The organism is Aeromonas sp. s2 (assembly GCF_040907935.1).
GTDB lineage: Bacteria > Pseudomonadota > Gammaproteobacteria > Enterobacterales > Aeromonadaceae > Aeromonas > Aeromonas dhakensis.
Genome location: NZ_JBFOCR010000008.1, coordinates 49,672 through 67,461 on the forward strand (window position 1 = coordinate 49,672; position 17,790 = coordinate 67,461).

The following is a 17,790-nucleotide window of genomic DNA, read 5'->3' on the forward strand; positions in this document are numbered from 1 at the left end:
GCGCAAGGAGCCACCGATGCCAACAGATCACGTCATGACGATGCCGCCGGCCCCAGAGGATGAGGCAGACCTGCCGCTCAGCGCCGAGCAGTGCCATGCCGCCCGCCTAGCCCGCGATGCACGTTTCGACGGTCGCTTCTTTACCGGCGTGCTCTCCACCGGCATCTACTGCCGGCCTGTCTGTCCGGCGCGGCCACCGCACGAGCACAACGTGCGCTACTTCCAAAGAGCCGCCGCAGCGGAGCAGCATGGCCTGCGCCCCTGCCTGCGCTGCCGGCCTGAGCTCGCGCCCGCCGCCCCCGGCGATCTGCCGCCGACACTGGCACGCCTGCTGGCCCGGATCGATCGCGGCGAGCTGGCGGAACGCTCGCTCACCGCGTTGGCGAAACAGGCAGGCATCAGTGAGCGCACGCTGCGCCGCCAGTTCGAGCAGCACCTCGGCGCTTCGCCAAAACAGGTGGAGCAGACGCGCCGGCTGCTGCTCGCCAAACGGCTGCTGACCGAAACCCGGCTGCCCATCACCGACATCGCGTTTGCGGCGGGCTTTGCCAGCATTCGCCGCTTCAACGATGCCTGGCAGCAGGCATACGGGCTGGCGCCGCGGGCGCTGCGCCGTCAGAGCGAGCCAACCGGCGGCGACGCCGCCCTGACGCAGGCTGCACCGCAGACCGAGGAGGGGGCGATGATCACGCTGCAACTGCCCTACCGCCCCCCGTACGACGTGGCGGCCATGCTGGCGTTCTACCGGCTGCGCGCCATTCCGGGGCTGGAGCGGGTAGATGGCGAGGGGTATGAACGCTGGCACCGGGTCGGCGATCGGCTCGCGCGGGTGCGCATCAGCCAGGGCAAGGGGCACAGCCTGCAGCTCAGCATCCATGATCTGCCGCCCGCCGCGCTGCCGGATCTGCTGTATCGGGTGCGCCGGATGTGGGATCTCGATGCCGACATGCAGCGCATCGGCGCGCGGCTCGGGCAGGATCCGCTGCTGGCGAGCCTGCAGGCGCGCTGGCCGGGAGTTAGGCTGCCCGCCGGCTGGGATGAGTACGAGGTGATGCTGCGCGCCATCGTCGGCCAGCAGGTGTCGGTCAAGGGGGCCATCACCATACTCGGGCGGCTGGTGGCGCGCACCGAGGCGCAATTCGGGGTGGCGCAGTTGCCCACCCCTGCCCAGCTGTGCGAGCTCAATCTGGACGGTATCGGCATGCCCGGCAGCCGGATCAGAACGCTGCAGGGGCTGGCGCAGGCGCTGGCCAGCGGCGAGTTGAGCTTGATCAGCGCCAGCGATGAGCAACTGCTGGCACTGCCCGGCATCGGCCCCTGGACGGTCGCCTACTGGCGGCTGCGCTGCGGACTGGACCCGGATGCCTTCCCCGCCTCGGATCTGGTGCTACTGAAGGCGCTGGGGGGCGGCACCAAGTTGCCGGTAAAAGCGGTATTGGCCCACAGCGAAAGGTGGCGGCCCTGGCGCGGCTACGCGGCGAGCTGGCTGTGGCATGCCATGAGTGAAGAGCCGGCCCTGCTGACCGAGTCGGCACCAGGCTGCGCAGCAAGCGACAACCAAGCAGAGGAGACAACCCCATGATCCGCTACGATATCTTGCCCAGCCGCTGCGGCGATCTGCTGGTGGCCATCGACGAGCGCGGCCTGCTGCACGTGGACTTCGTGGCGGGGCTGCGCGCGCTGCCCGACATGAGTGGCTGGCGACAGGACAAGGTGGCGCTGGCCCCTTTTCTCGCGCAATTTGAGGCCTATTTTGCCGGCCGCCTGCAACGCTTCACCCTGCCGCTCGCACCAAGAGGCACGGCGTTTCAGCAAGCGGTCTGGCAGGCGCTGTGCGACATCCCCTACGGCGAGACCCGCAGTTACGGCGACATCGCCCGCGCCATCGGCAAGCCCAATGCGGTGCGGGCGGTGGGCGCCGCGAACGGCCGCAACCCGCTCTCGATTATCATTCCGTGCCATCGGGTGATCGGCCAGAATGGCAGCCTGACCGGCTATGCGGGGGGATTGGAGATTAAAAAGGCGTTGTTGCAACTGGAGAATATCAGTGAAAGATAATGTAATGCCTATAAGCCATAGACACTATCTATCATAAAATAATATCCACCACAGATTTACGATTTCATCGATTTTTCTAACCCGAGTATAGTGGCAGAACCATATTTATTAAGGAGAGATTAAATATGGAGCAGCTACTATCGGCCTTTAGACAAGGCAACGTCATTCTTTTTGTTGGGGCCGGGGTATCGATGAACCTTGGCCTTCCATCATGGTCAACCCTGCTCGACAAGATCGCCAAGGATCTTGGCTATGAGCCTGAAATATACAAATCTTTTGGCGATCACTATGCGCTGGCAGAATATTATCGTTTACAAAAAGGCAGCATAGGCCCTTTAAGAAGCTGGATGGACAGAGTTTGGCATTCACCTGACATCGATATTTCAACATCCAAAGTCCATGAATACATTGCCAAAGCTAACTTTCCGATAATATACACCACCAACTATGACCGCTGGATAGAGCATGCCCTCGCATATTACGGCAAGCCATTTACCAAAATCGCATCGGTATCAGACTTTACCAGAATAAAAAGTGACAAGGTACAAGTTGTAAAATTCCATGGTGATTTTGATGATGACAAGTCCATTGTCATTGATGAGACCAGCTATTTTGAGCGGCTTGAATTCGAAACACCACTGGATATAAAACTGCGTTCGGATGTGCTGGGTAAATCAGTGTTGTTTATCGGGTATAGCTTGGCCGATATCAACCTGAGGCTTTTATTTTACAAACTTTCCAAATTATGGAAAGCCAACCGGGCGGGTGATGCCCAGCCGAAATCGTATATTTTCTCGGCCAAGTCGAATCCGGTACAAGAGGCCGTCCTTGAGCAATGGGGGATCAGCATGATCTCATCTGAAAAAGAGAACCCAGGAGAGGCATTAGAGGCGTTTCTGAATAAATTCCAATAATTGAAAATCTTGAAGGCACCTCCCCGCACCAGGCTTGCTCTGTGCAGTATCGAAGGGGCTGTGCGGCCACCTCACCACCTCCGATAACACTCTCCATGGGGATCACCCCACAAGCCGATGCCTGTTCCTCTGCCCAGCCCTGTTTTAGCCGCAATGTGCGCCCAGAACGCCCGAGCCGTCTACCTCATACAACTTCCTCTGCGCCGGCAAGACGGGCCCATCGACCACAGGGCGCACGTTGGACAGCCGCCATGCAAAGTAACCCGGCTCCCAGCCCCCGGAGCAGGCGGCCAACACCTCATCGGGTTGCCACTCATGGGCCTCCTCGATATCAACCAGGGCGACCGCTCGACCGGCCGGATCCACAGGATGATCGGCGCTGAGGTATCGGCCATTTTCAACGATCAGCAGGTCGCGAATGGGCAGTGAGGGAGGCAACCACGAGCGAACCTCGAGCGTCTTCTTGCCCGAAGCAATATTGGCACCATGGGGCGCCACGATGGAGAGTGCGAGCATAGATCCTTCCTTGCAGCTTGCTGGGGATCCCTGGCACAGGATGATACCTCAAGGCAAAACGGGTCACACAAACCCAGCCATGTGCATGGAACCTGGCGGCATCGTGCTCCTCAGCGCTTCAAACTCCCCATCACATGCATTTCACAGCGGTGACAATCAAAGCGCAGGCGGAAGGTCTCCTTGCCCATCTTGAGTTCCAGCGGCTCGGCCTTGAGACCGGGCACCTCGTTCGGGCAGAGGTTCTGGCTGTAACGGATACAGTGTTTGGTGATCATCAGCACCACTTCCCGCTCCTCCTTGTTCGCCTCATAGGCGGGGGCGATGCGCTCCACCCCGTGCTCGCGGAAGAACTGCTCGGCCGCGCTGTTGAGCACGTTGCCAAGGTAGGAGAGACGGTGCAGGGGATAGTGGATATCCCGCAGCGCGATGCGCCGCTCGGGGCGCTGGTAGCCGGCCAGACGGGCAGCCTCCAGCGCGGCGATGCCATCCCGGCGCAAACCGTTGAGCATGGATGCGGCAATGAATAGCGGGTGAGTAAACGCCAACTCAACCTTGCGCGCCACGAACAGGGTATTGCCGAGTTTGCCGAGCTGATCCCGCGCCTGTTGCAGTGCCCGTTCCGGGTTGTCGGCCGGCTGTTTGTCACAGGGGAGCGTGACGGTGGCACTGATGCCCTGCTCATCGGTGAGCGTGAGGCGCAATCCCTCATCACACTCTGCCAGCACCATATCGACCCGGATGCGGCGATCGGCGCTCGCCTTCTCCAGCACCTTGCTGAATGCCTGATCGTGGTTGCGGTAGATTTCTGTGCCCACCTTCAAGCCAGGCATACGCTCTGACAGGAGTAACTGCTTACCTTCTACTTTGTTCAGGCGCATCCCCACCAGCTCGTTGTTCGGCTTGAAGAAGCCGAGACCGTCGCCGTTGTTGAGGGTGACCTGCTTGCCGTCGATCTCGATGCCGTCCCTGGTGACGCTGGTGACCCGGCCCAGCGGCTCGCCCACGTATTTCGGGCTCTTGGTGGAGTCGATCCCGGGTTGGCGACCATGGAGGAAGTAATCGGTGCTGCCGCGGTTGAAGCTCTTCTTCGGATCAGGCGTGAAGCTGTAGCTGCAGCGGCCGGCCGAGGAGGCCACCAGATCGCCGCGGCGTTCCAGAATGGCGTCGAGCTTCTGGCGATACCAGGCGGTGACGTTCTTGACGTAGTCGAGTCCCTTGAGGCGCCCCTCAATCTTGAACGAGCGGATCCCCGCTTCGATCAGCGCCTCTAGGTTGTCGGTCTGATCCATGTCCTTGAGGGAGAGCAGGTGGCTGTCGGCCACCAGCACCTCGCCATCCGGCTTTTGCAGCGAGCAGGGCAAACGGCAGAGCTGGGCACATTCGCCACGGTTGGCGCTACGGCCGGTCCGGGCATGGCTGATGTTGCACTGACCGCTGTAAGAGACGCAGAGCGCACCGTGGATAAAGAACTCCAGCTGCACATTGGTGGCCGCGCTGATCTCGCGGATCTGCGCAAGGGACAACTCGCGCGCCAGCACCACCTGGGAGAAGCCCACATCCTGCAGAAACTTCACCTTCTCCGGGGTGCGGTTATCGGTCTGGGTACTGGCATGCAGCGCGATGGGGGGCAAATCGAGCGCCAGCAACCCCATGTCCTGCACGATCAGCGCATCGGCCCCCGCTTCATATATTTGGTGGGTCAGCCGCCGGGCCTGCTCCAGCTCGTGATCGTGCAACAGGGTGTTGAAGGCGACGAAGACCTGGGCGCCGAAGCGGTGGGCATGGCGCGCCAGCGCTTCGATATCCTCTATGCTGTTGCCTGCCGCGCTGCGGGCACCAAAGGCGGGGCCGCCCATGTAGATGGCATCGGCACCGTGATTGATGGCTTCGATGCCGTAGGTGAGGTTCTTGGCCGGAGCCAGCAGCTCCAACCGATTGTGGTGGCTTAACGGGTGCTTGTTCTGGTGCATGGTCTCGGAGTCAGGGCGGACAGCAAATGGGCGCCACTCTAGGGCATTGCCACCCTCCCCGCCTTGATCCCGCTTAAGATCACCGCAAAATACAGGATTGGATCAGAGCACCACCTTCAAGGCCAGCCCCAGCAGCACCAGACCGCTCACCTTGTCGATGACGAAGGATTTTGCCTTGAGCCAGGCCAGCACGGGACCACGAGAGAGAACCAGCGCCACCAGCACATACCAGACGGCGTCGATCCCGCCGGCGGTCAGCATCATGATGCCCCCCTCGCGCCAGCCGGTATCGGCATGCACAAACTGGCTGAACAGAGCGATGAAGAAGACCGCGAGCTGGGGGTTGAGAAAGGCCACCATAAAGCCTTCAAAGGCGCCTTGCCGACCGCGCAGCTGATGCACCTCTTCACTCGCCTCCCCCTTGGCGGGCTTGGCCAGCAGCGCCTTGACCCCGAGCCAGGCGAGAAACGCGGCGCCACCGTAGCGAATTACGTCAAACAACAGCGGGGTTTGAGTGATCAGGATGGCGAGGCCCAAAGCCGTTATCAGCGCATAGATGCCCACCCCGAGGCCGTGGCCAAGGGCGGTGGCCACGCCGTGCCCCTGTCCACCCTGCACCGTGTTGCGGATGATCAGTGCCAGGCTCGGCCCCGGGCTGATGGCGCCCATCACGCAGATTGCGGCCAGAGCCAGCCAACTCGTCAATTCCATGGTGTTCCTTGTCTCAAGCGGAAGATGAATGTCTGCGCTCAGGGTAAAGGGCCCCTGGTTATGCCAGAAGTGAAAGTTGGGAATAGAACCCATAGCCAATGGCTATAGGCCAACACAAGCGTCTGTTGCTAGCGGGGCGGGTTCAACACCTTGCGGCTCGCCGCCACCGTGCGCTGCAGGTGCTCGCGCAGGTAGGGATAGGCCAGTTCGCGAAACCACTTGTGGGCCGGATCCTGATGGTGGCGCTGATGCCACAGCAGATGATACTGCTGGGTGCGGCTGACAAACGGCAGATCGCAAAAATGCAGGGCGTGCTCACAGGATAGCTGCCAGGCGATGTGAGCCGGGGTGGTCAGCAGGCAGTCGGTGCGCAGCAACACCTCCACCGCCGCCTGAAAGAAGGGCACCCGGGCAAACCAACGCCGACTCAACCCCTGGGGTGCCAGCACCTGCTCCACCGGGCTGTCCTTGTCGCCCCCGCCACTCACCTGCAGGTGGGGCCAGGCGAGGTAGTCATCGAGACTGAGCGAGCGCCCCGCCAACGGATGGTGGCTACCCATCAACACCACCAGCCGATCTTCCCCCTGATGCAGGCCGCGGATCTGATCCGGCACCAGTTCGGTGATGGTGGAGACCATGTCCAGCTCGGATTGCCACAGCTGCGGCAGCAGACGCTTGTCCCACAGGCTGTACTCCAGCGCCGCCAGCGGCGCCTCCCTGGCCAGCGCCGCGCAGATGTCCGGCAGGATATGCTGGGCCACGTAATCGGAAGAGGCGAGCCGGAACACCCGCTCGCAGCGGCTCGGGTCAAAACCGGGAGCCTCGTAGAGTCGCTCCAGCGCACCGAGGGAGTCCGCCAGCTGGGCGGCCAGCGCCTCGGCCCGCGGTGTCAGCAGCCAGCGCTGCCCCTCCCGCACCAGCAACTCGTCGCCAAACTCGCTGCGCAGCTGGCCGAGCTGCTTGCTGATGGAAGGCTGGCTCAGGTGCAGCAGCTCCGCCGCCCGGCTGATGTTGCGGGTCTCCAGCAGCACCTTGAGGGTCGGCAGCAGGTTGAGGTTGGCTTTGTGCAAGGGGTGGTTCCATCCAGTGACGAAAGCCCTATCTTAGGGCAGCCAAGCTCCGCGGTTTAAGCGAAATTTCCCGCCGGCCCCCGCAACCTGGCGTGACCCTGCAGCCAGATAACCATGACCACAAGATGACAGTGGTTGCCCCGTGCGGCATAATTGCGCGATTTTCCGCCCGCGGGCGATCCACTTGAGAAGCGGTAACAAGATGAAATACGCCAATATCACAGGCTGGGGCAAATGCCTGCCTCCCTCCGTACTGACCAACGACGACCTCAGCACCATCATGGATACGTCGGATGAGTGGATCTACCCGCGCACCGGCATCAAGGCTCGCCGCATCTCCCACGTCAGCACCTCCGATCTGGCCACCCTGGCCGGCCGTCGCGCACTGGCCTGCGCCGGGCTGGAAGCCAGCGACCTCGACGGCATCATCCTGGCCACCGCCACGCCGGACAACCTGCTGCCGAGCGCCGCCTCCGCGGTGCAGAAGAAGCTGGGCGCCACCAATGCCGCCGTGTTCGACCTCAACGCCGCCTGCACCGGTTTCGTCTACTCCCTCTCGGTCGCCACCTCGCTGGTACAGACCGGCATGATGAAGAAGGTGCTGGTGATCGGCGCCGAGCGACTCACCTATCTGCTGGACTGGGCCCGTCGCGATACCGCCGTGCTGTTTGGCGACGGCGCCGGCGCCGTGGTGATCGAGGCGAGCGAGCAGGAGAGCGGCCTGATCGCCAACAAGCTGGGCTGTGACAGCGAGGCGCGCGAGATCCTGCACGTGCCGAACTTCGGTACCGACCGGGTGCGTTTTGCCGACATCGACGGCCTCTTCACCTTCAACTTCGAAGGCCAGGAGATCTTCAAGCGGGCCGTACGCGGCATGGGCGAAGCCACCAACACGGTACTGGCACAGGCCGGCATCGCACCGGAGCAGATCGATCTGATCGTGCCGCACCAGGCCAACATCCGCATCATCGAGACCCTCGCCAAGCGCATGAACGCGCCGATGGAGAAGGTGATGGTCAACATCGAGCACTACGGCAACACCTCCGCCGCCACCGTGCCCATCGCCCTGTGCGAGGCACTGGAGCAGGGCCGCGTCCAGCCGAACAGCTATCTGCTGACCGCCGCCTTCGGTGCCGGCCTGACCTGGGGCGCAGCCATCATCAAGTGGGGCGAGCGTGTTACCCCCATCAAGGCGTGCGAGGCCGAACTGCCGCCGTGCGACAAGAGCGCGCTCGAACTCATCGCCCATGCCGTGGAAGGGTGCCAAAAAGCCCACGCCAACGAGGCATAAAGCCGCCCGCACAACGCCGAGAGCCTGCCATATGCAGGCTCTTTTTCGTTCTCCCCTCCTTCCTTATTGTGCAGATACGCCATTCCCCGCCAGCAAGGGGCTGCAAGCTGCCAAGCGTCCCCTCCATATTCCATTTTTCTCAGTAACCCCAATCAAGAAAGAGCAATTTGTAACCAGGCGATTTTTTTGCGCTAACCTTACTGAGTTATTGATAATTAGCGGGTTGTGCTTGGCTCATTCGGTCTGACTGAAATGACGGCTCACCCTCTTCACATTCAAGAGCAGGGGCGAGTTTGCGTATGACAGACAACACACGGGCACACACCTTAGCCTTCTGGGAGCCGGTCAGCTGGGCTTGCGGCCTTGGCCTGGGCCTGTTCAGCACCCTGCTGTTGCTGCTCGCGGGCAGCCCCCTTCCTTATCTGCTGGCCAACCTGGCGGCTGCACTGGCCGCCACTCTCTGGAGCGCCCGCCACTACCACGCCAAACCCGCCGACAAAGAGAGTGAGGAGAAGCAGACCCCCCCATTTGCCGATAACGGACTCAACCACTCCATCATCGGGCTCGAGCAGGTATGTGAAAAAGCGGTGCCTATCTGGTCGCAACAGATTGAAAATTCTCGCCAGCAAACCGAAGGAGCCATGATCGATCTCACCCAGCGCTTCGCCGGCCTGACCACCAAACTGGAAGAGGCGGTCGCCGCCTCCCACAATGCCGCCGGCGATCTGGGTGGTGAAAAATCGGCCGGCATGGCCGCCGTGCTGGCCCAGAGTCAGGCCCAGCTCAATCAGGTCATCACCATCATGCACTCCACCCAGGCCAACCGCGATGCCATGCTGGCTGAGATCAAGACGCTCACCGCCTACACCATAGAGCTCAACACCATGGCGCTCGACGTGGCCAAGATTGCCTCCCAAACCAACCTGCTGGCCCTCAACGCCGCCATCGAAGCGGCCCGGGCCGGTGAGGCTGGTCGTGGCTTCGCCGTGGTGGCTGACGAGGTGCGCACCCTGTCGCGCCTCTCCAGCGAGACCGCCCAGAAGATGACCGACAAGGTCGACACCATCAATGCCGGCATCGGCCGCGCCTTCCAGATTGCCGAGAGCGCGGCCGGGCGCGACCAGGTTGCCGTCAGCGACGCCGAGCACGCCATCGAGCAGGTACTGGAACGCTTTCGGATGGCCACTACCAGCCTGGCGGAATCCGCTGCTCTGCTGCAGAGCGAGAGTACGGGTATTCACCGCGAAATCTCCGATGTCATCGTTTCGTTACAGTTCCAGGATAGGGTCAGTCAAATCCTCAGCCATGTGCGTCAAAACATGGACAGCCTCAACGACCACCTGGTCTCGTCTCGCAACAGAACACACCAGTCAGGCCCCATCCGGATCGATGCGGAGAGCTGGTTGGCGGACATGGAGCTCTCATACGCCACCGATGAACAACGCAACATTCATCACGGTCGCCAGCACCAGGCGGCAACCCCTTCCAGCAATGCGGATGTCACTTTTTTCTAGGAGAGAGATATGCCCAAAACAGTCCTGATAGTGGATGACTCGGCCACCATACGCCAGGTCGTCGGCATGACGCTCAAGGGTGCCGGTTACGAGGTGATGGAGGCCAGTGACGGCAAGGATGCCCTCAAAAAGCTCGATGGCAAGAAGATCAACCTCATCATCAGCGACGTCAACATGCCGAACATGGACGGCATCAGTTTCGTCAAGGAGGCCAAGAAGCTGGCCAGCTACAAGTTCACTCCGGTGATCATGCTGACGACAGAGTCCCAGGACAGCAAGAAGCAGGAGGGACAGGCCGCGGGAGCCAAGGCCTGGGTAGTCAAGCCGTTCCAGCCGGATCAGATGCTGGCTGCCGTGGCCAAGCTCATCATGCCCTGAGCCGGGAGGCGTTCATGCCGCTGCAAATCGAAACGGGTGAGCACAAGTGTGTCGTGACCATCTCGGGCGAGATGACCATCTACACAGCAGCCGAGCTGAAACAGGCGCTAACACCCCTGCTCTATCGCCAGCAGGAGCTGGAACTGGATCTCTCCCAGGTCAGCGAAATGGACAGCGCCGGTTTGCAGCTGCTGCTGGCGGCCAAGAAGACGGCGCAGCAGGGAGGCTATCCGCTGCATCTGGTCATGCACAGCCATGCCGTGCTAGATGCCCTTGAGCTGTGCCAGCTGGCGGCCTTCTTCGGTGATCCCACCCTCATTCCCCACGCCGATCACGCCTAACCGGTTCTGCGGACAAGGAGTCATTCGTGAGCATCAATCTTGATCAGGCCCTGCAAACCTATATCGCCGAGGCGCGCGAGCTGCTGGAGGAGATGGAGTCCGCGCTGCTGACCCTGGAGAACGACCCGGACAATGGCGAGCTCATCGGCGCCATCTTCCGGGCGGCGCACACCATCAAGGGTTCCGCCGGCTTGTTCGGCCTGCAACCCATCGTCAGCTTCACCCACATCGTCGAGGACCTGCTCGATCAGGTGCGCAACCAGCAGCTGGCGATCAGTGAAGCGCTCATCAAGGATCTGCTGGAGAGTCGGGATCACATCGAACGCCTGGTCAGCCTGGTAGCTGAACAGGGGGAAGCCCTTGGTGCGGATGAACAGGCTCAGGATGAGTTGCTGCGGCGCAATCTGGCTCGTCACCAAAGCGGCAACCAGACCACGCTGCCGGAGCGGACCCAGCCTGCCGATGCCGATCCGGTCAGCAAGGAGGAGGGTCATGTCAGCGCTACCTCCCTGTGGCACATCTCCCTGCGCTTTGGTCTTGACGTGCTGCGCAACGGCATGGATCCCACCTCTTTCCTGCGCTACCTCGGTACCATGGGCACCCTCTGCGCCATCGAGACCATTCACCATGCCCTGCCGGAGTGGGAACACTTCGATCCTGAGAGCTGTTACCTCGGCTACGAGATCGATCTGGACTCCCAGGCCGACAAGAGTGCCCTGAGCGATGTGTTCGAATTCGTGCGAGACGACTGTCTCATCAGCATCTTGCCGCCCCACAGCAAGATCGCCGAGTACATAGCGCTCATCAACGCCCTGCCGGAAGACAACGAGATGCTGGGGCAACTGCTGGTCAAGACCGGCGCACTGACGGCCAGCGAGCTCGCGCTCGGCCTGCAAGCCCAACATGAGCAGCCGCAGGCCGACACCAACAAGCTGGGGGAGATCCTGATAGCCCAGGGTGCCGTCAACGAAGTGGTGGTGGACGCCGCGCTCAAGAAACAGAATCAGAGCAAGGAGAACAAGAACAAGGAAGGACGTTATGTCCGGGTCCACGCCGACAAGCTGGATGAGTTGATCAATCTGGTGGGAGAACTGGTCGTGGCCAGCTCCGGCGCCAACCTGCTGGCCCAGCGTTCCCGGGATAGCCAGTTGCAGGAGGCCAATTCCACCATTGCCATGCTGGTCGAGGAGATCCGCGATGGTGCCCTGCGCCTGCGCATGGTGCCCATCGGCGATACCTTCAACCGCTTCCAGCGGGTGGTGCGGGATGTCAGCCACGAGCTGAACAAGGACATAGCGCTGGTGATCACCGGCGGCGACACCGAGCTGGACAAATCGGTGGTGGAGAAGATCGGCGATCCCTTGATGCATCTGGTGCGCAATGCCATGGATCACGGCATAGAAGCGGCCGAGAAACGGCTGGCGGCCGGCAAGCCGGCACGGGGCACCCTGACCCTCAACGCCTATCACGACTCCGGCAGCATTGTCATCGAGATCCAGGACGATGGCGCCGGCCTCAACAAAGCCAGGATCCTGCAAAAAGCGCAGGAGCGGGGGCTGGCAGCAGCCAATGCCACCCTGTCGGATCAGGAGATCTACCAGCTAATCTTCGAGCCCGGCTTCTCCACCGCGGAGGCCATCACCAATCTCTCCGGACGCGGGGTGGGCATGGATGTGGTCAAACGCAATATCCAGGCCCTGCGTGGCAGTGTCGAGCTGGACAGCAAGCCCGGCCTTGGCACCCGGGTACAGATCCGGCTGCCGCTGACTCTGGCCATCATCGATGGCTTTCTGGTGCGCGTCAGCACCACTTACTACGTCATCCCCCTCGATATGGTGATCGAGTGCGTGGAACTGACCCAGAGCGCGCTGGACGATACCCAGGGGCGCAACTACATCAATCTGCGTGGTGAAGTGCTGCCATTCGTCCGGTTGCAGCACTACTTCGATGTCGAGGGAACCCGTGGCCGCCGGGAAAATATCGTGGTCGTCAGCCATGGCGGCAAGAAGTCAGGATTGGTGGTCGACGAGCTGCTGGGGGAGTTCCAGACCGTCATCAAACCGCTCGGCAAGCTGTTCCAGCGCCTGCAGGGGATCAGCGGCTCCACCATTCTGGGTGGCGGCGAGGTAGCCCTCATTCTGGATATTCCCTCTCTGATCCAGCATGCCATCGACCAGGAGCTGGGCCAGCTGAGCCAGTACGCCATTCCACGTCTGCAATCCCAACCAAGAGTCAATTAACATCAGGAGCCTGACATGTTCAAAAACTCCACCATCAAACTACGACTCACCATTCTGCTCTGTCTGCTCTGCGTACTGCTGTTTGGCGTAGGTGTGCTCGGGCTCTACAACATGCATAGCAGCAACAAAGGGCTGCAGCGGGTCTACAACGACCGGGTGGTGCCGCTCAAGCAGCTCAAAACCATCTCGGACAACTACGCCGTCGCCATCATAGACAATGTCAACAAGGCCAATGCCGGTCTCGTCGGCGCCGAGGAGGCGTTGCAGCAGATCCAGCATGCCCAGCAGCAGATCAAGCTGGAGTGGCAACACTATCAGGCCACCAAGCTGACCGCAGCCGAACAGAAGCTGTCGGCCGAGGCCAACAGCCTGTTCAATACCGCGGATCGAGACATCACCAGGCTGGAGGCCTTTCTCTCAAATCAGCATGGTGTCATTGCGGATACGCTCAATGAGTTTGACGGCAAGCTATATAGCTCCATCGACCCCATCGGCAGCAAGATAACCGAGCTGGTCAGCCTGCAGCTCGACGTTGCCAAATCAGAATACGAACAGGCCCAGGCCTGGTATGACGTCATGCTGCTTACCATGATGGCTGTGGTCGCCGCCGGCATGGTGGCTGCAGCCTGGTTTGGCATCGTCCTCATTCGCAGCATCATCTCTCCCATCAACCAGGCCCTGCAGGTTGCCAACCACCTGGCGGACGGCAATCTCGACGTCACCATCGACATCGGAGCCCACGATGAAGCCGGCCAGCTGTTGCTGGCCATGCAGAACATGGTCAACAAGCTGACGTCCCTCATTACCGACATAGAAACGCTGGTGACCGCCGCCGTCGAACAGGGGGATTTCAGCTACAAGATTGAACTGGACGGACGGCAGGGTTACATCAAGCGCCTCTCCGAACTGCTCAATCGTCTCTCCAACGTGACCGACACCAGCCTCAACGACGTGATGCGCATTGCCACCGCCCTGTCGCAGGGTGACCTCACCCAGAAGATTGAGCAGCCCTACCCGGGAATTTTCGGTCAGACCAAGGATGGCCTCAACAGCACCATCGCCGCGCTGACCGCCATCATCGAGGAAGTTCGCAACGCCGCCGACAACCTGACCAACGCCTCCAACCAGGTCAGCACCACGGCCCAGTCCCTCAGCCAAGCCACCAGTGAGCAAGCAGCCAGCGTGGAAGAGACCAGCGCCTCCATTGAACAGATGAGCGCCAGCATCAACCAGAACACGGACAACGCCAAGGTGACCGACAACATGGCGAGCAGCGCCGTACTGGAGGCCACCGAAGGGGGCCGTTCGGTACAGCAGACGGTTGCAGCGATGCAGCAGATCGCCCGCAAGGTCAGCATCATCGACGACATCGCCTACCAGACCAATCTGCTGGCGCTCAATGCCGCTATCGAGGCGGCCAGGGCCGGTGAACATGGCAAAGGCTTTGCTGTGGTCGCCGCCGAGGTCCGCAAGCTGGCCGAACGCAGCCAGATCGCGGCGCAGGAGATAGGCGAACTCTCGTCAAGCAGCGTCGATACCGCCGAGAAGGCGGGCAGTCTGCTCGACAAGATAGTGCCCTCCATTCGCAAGACCTCCGATCTGGTACAGGAGATCAACGCTGCCTCCGGGGAGCAGGCCAGCGCCGCCAACCAGATAAGCCTTGCCATGAGCCAGCTCAATCAGGTGACCCAGCAAAATGCTGCCAGCAGCGAGGAACTGGCCGCCACTGCAGAAGAGATGAGCTCCCAGGCCAACGAGCTGCAGCAGACCATGGACTTTTTCTCCCTGCAAGGCAGCGGCCGCTCACCCAGACAGGTCGAAAACCTGCACAAGGGGGTGTCTCCCAGAGGCAAGTTTGTGATGCCGGCCCAGCCCCCGTTGCATGGCAATGTGGCTGCGCAACCGCAGGTTGACGAAACCGATTTTGTCCGCTTTTAACCGGAGAGCCTCATGAGCATGTCTACCGAAGTGGTCGCCCAGCCTGGCACGCTGGTACATGACAATCAGGGTGATGCCCAGTACCTGACTTTTCTCATCAACGGCGAGATGTTTGCCATCAACATTCTCGGGGTCAAGGAGATCATCGAATACGGCAACATCACCCCCATCCCCATGATGCCGAGTTTTATTCGAGGCGTGATCAACCTGAGGGGAGCCGTCGTCTCTGTGGTGGATCTCAACGCCCGTTTTGGCAATGCCCCCTCCAGCATCACTCGCCGCAGTTGCATCGTGATCATCGAGAACGTGCACCCGGACGACCCGGAACACGGCAATCAGGACATAGGCGTGGTGGTGGACTCCGTTTCCGAGGTACTGACCATCCCCTGCAACGAGATTGAGCCGCCACCAAGCTTCGGGGCCCGCATCCGGGCAGACTTCATCAGCGGCATGGGCAAGGTCAACGGCAAGTTCGTCATTCTCATCAATACCGAGAAGGTGCTCTCCATCGACGAGATGGCCCAGCTCAGCGAACTGACCCAGCAGCAGGAACGGCTGCTGGAACAAAAACCACAAACGCCATGACAACAACATAAATCAGCGTTTCGCTCCACCACACAGCAATGACATGTCGCACAAGGATAAGGCCCATGACTCAATCACTCTTTGGCAATCTGTTTGGCAACGGCAATGCTCATGCCTTGCTGCAGGAACAACTGCGCCAGTTGACTGGTGCAACCCGCAACCTAGCTCAGGGGATCCAGCAAGGCAAACAGCCCGCCCAGCTAGAGCTGGACACGCTCACCGGCCCTCTCAAGGAGCTCTGCCAGGAGTTCAATGCCGTACTGGGGCTGCTGGGAGATCGCCTTGGCAGTGCGCTCGCCGCCCGCGAGGCCAACCAGGCGCTCTACGAAGAAAACCTGCGAGTGCGCAAGGCGCTGGATGGTGCCTCGACCAATGTGATGATCGCCGATACCAATTTGAACATTGTCTACATGAATGAAGCCGTGCTGGCCATGCTGGGACTGGCAGAGTCGGATATTCGCAAGGATCTGCCGAGCTTCGACGTCAGGCATCTGATGGGCAAGAACATCGATACTTTCCACAAGGAGCCCTCCCACCAGCGCAACATGCTGGCCAAGCTGGACAAGACCTACCGCACCCAGATCACGGTCGGAGGCCGCACCTTCTCCCTGATCGCCAACCCCGTTTTCAATGACGGTGGCGAGCGGCTCGGCTCCGTGGTGGAGTGGGCCGACCGTACCAAGGAGATCGCCATCGAGAATGAAGTGAAAGCTGCCAATGCCGCCGCCAAGCAGGCGGCCGCCGAAAGTCTGCGAGTCAAGAAGGCGCTCGACGGGGCCAGCACCAACGTGATGATCGCCGATACCGATCTCAACATCATCTACATGAACGAAGCGGTCAGGGAAATGCTGGGCCAGGCTGAAACCGACATCCGCAAGGAGCTGCACCACTTCAACTCGGCCAACCTGATGGGCGCCAACATCGACAGCTTTCACAAGAATCCAGGCCATCAACGCAGCATGCTGGCCAAGCTGAACAACACCTACCGTACCCAGATCATGCTGGGGGGACGCACTTTCGCCCTCATCGCCAACCCGGTATTCGGCGACGATGGCGAGCGGCTGGGCTCCGTGGTCGAATGGTCGGATCGCACCAAGGAGGTCGCCATCGAGCGAGAGATGTCGGAAATCGTCCAGTCCGTCATCAATGGCGAACTGCACCGCCGCATGGACCTCACCGGCAAGAGCGGCTTCTTCCAGAACCTTGGGGAGGGGATAAATCGTATCGCCGAGGTGATCGACACCAGTCTCAACGACGTGATCAGGGTGGTTCAGTCACTGGCGCGCGGGGATCTGACCCAGCACATAGAGGCCGATTACCCCGGCGTATTCGGCACGACCAAGGACTCCCTCAACCAGACCATCGTCTCGCTCACCAACATTGTTACCGAGGTGCTGGGGGCATCCGACAACCTCTCCAGCGCCGCCGAGCAGGTCAGCGCCACCGCCCAGTCCATCAGCCAGTCCAGCAGCGAGCAGGCTTCCAGCATGGAGGAGACCAGCGCCTCCATCGAGCAGATGAGCGCCAGCATCAACCAGAACACCGACAACGCCCAGGTTACCGATGGCATGGCCAGCAAGGCTGCCAAGGAGGCGGTAGAAGGCGGCGAGGCGGTCAAGCTCACGGTCGATGCCATGAAGCAGATTGCCAAGCGCATCGGCATCATAGATGACATCGCCTACCAGACCAATCTGCTGGCCCTCAACGCCGCCATCGAGGCGGCCCGGGCCGGCGATCACGGCAAGGGTTTCGCCGTGGTGGCTGCCGAGGTACGCAAGCTGGCGGAGCGCAGCCAGGTAGCGGCCCAGGAGATTGGCGAGCTGGCCTCAAGCAGTGTCGACATGGCGGAGAAAGCGGGCCGTCTGCTCGATCAGATGGTGCCCTCCATCAACAAGACCTCGGATCTGGTGCAGGAGATCAGCGCCGCCTCCGCAGAGCAGTCAACCGGCGTCAGCCAGATCAACATCGCCATGAACCAGCTGAGCCAGGTGACCCAGCAGAACGCATCCTGCAGCGAAGAGCTGGCCGCCACCGCCGAGGAGATGAGCAGCCAGGCCGAACAGCTGCAACTGGCGATGGAGTTCTTCACCCTTGAGCGGCACAAGCTCAATGCCGGCCAGAAGGTGGCAGCCACCCGCACCGGCCCCCGCGGCCGCTTCATGCTCGAGAACAGTGCCGCAGAAGGTAATGGCAACCTGCCCCGACCCCACAATGACGGTGATTTTGTTCGCTTCTAACCCGGATGCGGGTGAGTGGAGCTCACC

The 17,790-nt window shown here is 61.1% G+C and carries 15 protein-coding genes; 11 read left to right on the top strand and 4 right to left on the bottom strand.

What is annotated here, in order from left to right; genetic code table 11:
- The first annotated feature begins 16 nt into the window (after positions 1-16).
- The 3 genes from AB5Y81_RS04150 to AB5Y81_RS04160 all read left to right on the top strand — a co-directional run bounded on the left by AB5Y81_RS04150 (position 17) and on the right by AB5Y81_RS04160 (position 2,972).
- Positions 17-1,582, top strand: a complete 1,566-nt coding sequence (locus tag AB5Y81_RS04150) for an AlkA N-terminal domain-containing protein (protein ID WP_279484754.1) — start codon at positions 17-19, stop codon at positions 1,580-1,582.
- Entirely contained in the window at positions 1,579-2,058 is a 480-nt protein-coding gene (locus AB5Y81_RS04155; RefSeq protein ID WP_279484755.1) for a methylated-DNA--[protein]-cysteine S-methyltransferase, read from the top strand. Before AB5Y81_RS04150 ends, AB5Y81_RS04155 begins: the two co-directional genes overlap by 4 nt.
- Before the next feature lie 125 nt (positions 2,059-2,183).
- The gene (locus AB5Y81_RS04160) at positions 2,184-2,972 is read left to right on the top strand and encodes an SIR2 family protein (RefSeq protein ID WP_042009179.1); all 789 of its coding nucleotides are present in this window, start codon (positions 2,184-2,186) and stop codon (positions 2,970-2,972) included.
- A 144-nt stretch (positions 2,973-3,116) separates the two neighbouring features.
- Here the strand turns inward: AB5Y81_RS04160 and AB5Y81_RS04165 are convergent, their stop codons facing one another.
- The 4 genes from AB5Y81_RS04165 to AB5Y81_RS04180 form a co-directional block, all read right to left on the bottom strand.
- On the bottom strand, positions 3,117-3,488 hold the full coding sequence (locus tag AB5Y81_RS04165; RefSeq protein ID WP_099359014.1) for an ASCH domain-containing protein: 372 nt from the start codon (positions 3,486-3,488) through the stop codon (positions 3,117-3,119).
- Positions 3,489-3,598: 110 nt separating this feature from the next.
- Positions 3,599-5,458: a U32 family peptidase gene (locus AB5Y81_RS04170; RefSeq protein WP_279484756.1), complete on the bottom strand. Its 1,860-nt coding sequence runs from the start codon at positions 5,456-5,458 to the stop codon at positions 3,599-3,601.
- Between the two features lie 102 nt (positions 5,459-5,560).
- The gene (locus AB5Y81_RS04175) at positions 5,561-6,169 is read right to left on the bottom strand and encodes a LysE family translocator (RefSeq protein WP_010634872.1); all 609 of its coding nucleotides are present in this window, start codon (positions 6,167-6,169) and stop codon (positions 5,561-5,563) included.
- Positions 6,170-6,297: 128 nt separating this feature from the next.
- Positions 6,298-7,239: a LysR family transcriptional regulator gene (locus tag AB5Y81_RS04180; RefSeq protein ID WP_126882468.1), complete on the bottom strand. Its 942-nt coding sequence runs from the start codon at positions 7,237-7,239 to the stop codon at positions 6,298-6,300.
- A 202-nt stretch (positions 7,240-7,441) separates the two neighbouring features.
- Between AB5Y81_RS04180 and AB5Y81_RS04185 the strand changes: the two genes are divergently transcribed.
- The 8 genes from AB5Y81_RS04185 to AB5Y81_RS04220 all read left to right on the top strand — a co-directional run bounded on the left by AB5Y81_RS04185 (position 7,442) and on the right by AB5Y81_RS04220 (position 17,763).
- Complete coding sequence (locus AB5Y81_RS04185; RefSeq protein WP_005303774.1) at positions 7,442-8,530, top strand: ketoacyl-ACP synthase III; 1,089 nt, start codon at positions 7,442-7,444, stop codon at positions 8,528-8,530.
- Positions 8,531-8,829: 299 nt separating this feature from the next.
- Entirely contained in the window at positions 8,830-10,044 is a 1,215-nt protein-coding gene (locus tag AB5Y81_RS04190; RefSeq protein WP_279484757.1) for a methyl-accepting chemotaxis protein, read from the top strand.
- Between the two features lie 9 nt (positions 10,045-10,053).
- A complete protein-coding gene (locus tag AB5Y81_RS04195) occupies positions 10,054-10,422 on the top strand; it encodes a response regulator (RefSeq protein ID WP_005303778.1) in 369 nt (122 codons plus the stop codon).
- 14 nt (positions 10,423-10,436) lie between these two features.
- Positions 10,437-10,763 (top strand): STAS domain-containing protein, encoded by a 327-nt coding sequence (locus AB5Y81_RS04200; RefSeq protein WP_010634876.1) that lies wholly within the window; start codon positions 10,437-10,439, stop codon positions 10,761-10,763.
- Positions 10,764-10,789: 26 nt separating this feature from the next.
- Positions 10,790-13,003, top strand: coding sequence for a chemotaxis protein CheA (locus tag AB5Y81_RS04205; protein WP_017787734.1), 2,214 nt, complete (start codon positions 10,790-10,792; stop codon positions 13,001-13,003).
- Between the two features lie 15 nt (positions 13,004-13,018).
- Positions 13,019-14,941, top strand: coding sequence for a methyl-accepting chemotaxis protein (locus AB5Y81_RS04210; RefSeq protein ID WP_279484758.1), 1,923 nt, complete (start codon positions 13,019-13,021; stop codon positions 14,939-14,941).
- Positions 14,942-14,953: 12 nt separating this feature from the next.
- Positions 14,954-15,526, top strand: a complete 573-nt coding sequence (locus AB5Y81_RS04215) for a chemotaxis protein CheW (RefSeq protein WP_017763910.1) — start codon at positions 14,954-14,956, stop codon at positions 15,524-15,526.
- Between the two features lie 65 nt (positions 15,527-15,591).
- Positions 15,592-17,763 carry a methyl-accepting chemotaxis protein gene (locus tag AB5Y81_RS04220; protein ID WP_123245450.1) on the top strand — a complete coding sequence of 724 codons (2,172 nt, stop codon included), beginning with the start codon at positions 15,592-15,594 and terminating at the stop codon, positions 17,761-17,763.
- The last annotated feature ends 27 nt before the right edge of the window (positions 17,764-17,790 follow it).

What these genes read in the sequence shown, in the direction of transcription:
- AB5Y81_RS04150 (WP_279484754.1), top strand. Translation starts at nt 17, where the DNA reads ATGCCAACAGATCACGTCATGACGATGCCGCCGGCCCCAGAGGATGAG.
- AB5Y81_RS04155 (WP_279484755.1), top strand. Translation starts at nt 1,579, where the DNA reads ATGATCCGCTACGATATCTTGCCCAGCCGCTGCGGCGATCTGCTGGTG.
- AB5Y81_RS04160 (WP_042009179.1), top strand. Translation starts at nt 2,184, where the DNA reads ATGGAGCAGCTACTATCGGCCTTTAGACAAGGCAACGTCATTCTTTTT.
- AB5Y81_RS04165 (WP_099359014.1), bottom strand. Translation starts at nt 3,488, where the DNA reads ATGCTCGCACTCTCCATCGTGGCGCCCCATGGTGCCAATATTGCTTCG.
- AB5Y81_RS04170 (WP_279484756.1), bottom strand. Translation starts at nt 5,458, where the DNA reads ATGCACCAGAACAAGCACCCGTTAAGCCACCACAATCGGTTGGAGCTG.
- AB5Y81_RS04175 (WP_010634872.1), bottom strand. Translation starts at nt 6,169, where the DNA reads ATGGAATTGACGAGTTGGCTGGCTCTGGCCGCAATCTGCGTGATGGGC.
- AB5Y81_RS04185 (WP_005303774.1), top strand. Translation starts at nt 7,442, where the DNA reads ATGAAATACGCCAATATCACAGGCTGGGGCAAATGCCTGCCTCCCTCC.
- AB5Y81_RS04190 (WP_279484757.1), top strand. Translation starts at nt 8,830, where the DNA reads ATGACAGACAACACACGGGCACACACCTTAGCCTTCTGGGAGCCGGTC.
- AB5Y81_RS04195 (WP_005303778.1), top strand. Translation starts at nt 10,054, where the DNA reads ATGCCCAAAACAGTCCTGATAGTGGATGACTCGGCCACCATACGCCAG.
- AB5Y81_RS04200 (WP_010634876.1), top strand. Translation starts at nt 10,437, where the DNA reads ATGCCGCTGCAAATCGAAACGGGTGAGCACAAGTGTGTCGTGACCATC.
- AB5Y81_RS04210 (WP_279484758.1), top strand. Translation starts at nt 13,019, where the DNA reads ATGTTCAAAAACTCCACCATCAAACTACGACTCACCATTCTGCTCTGT.
- AB5Y81_RS04215 (WP_017763910.1), top strand. Translation starts at nt 14,954, where the DNA reads ATGAGCATGTCTACCGAAGTGGTCGCCCAGCCTGGCACGCTGGTACAT.
- AB5Y81_RS04220 (WP_123245450.1), top strand. Translation starts at nt 15,592, where the DNA reads ATGACTCAATCACTCTTTGGCAATCTGTTTGGCAACGGCAATGCTCAT.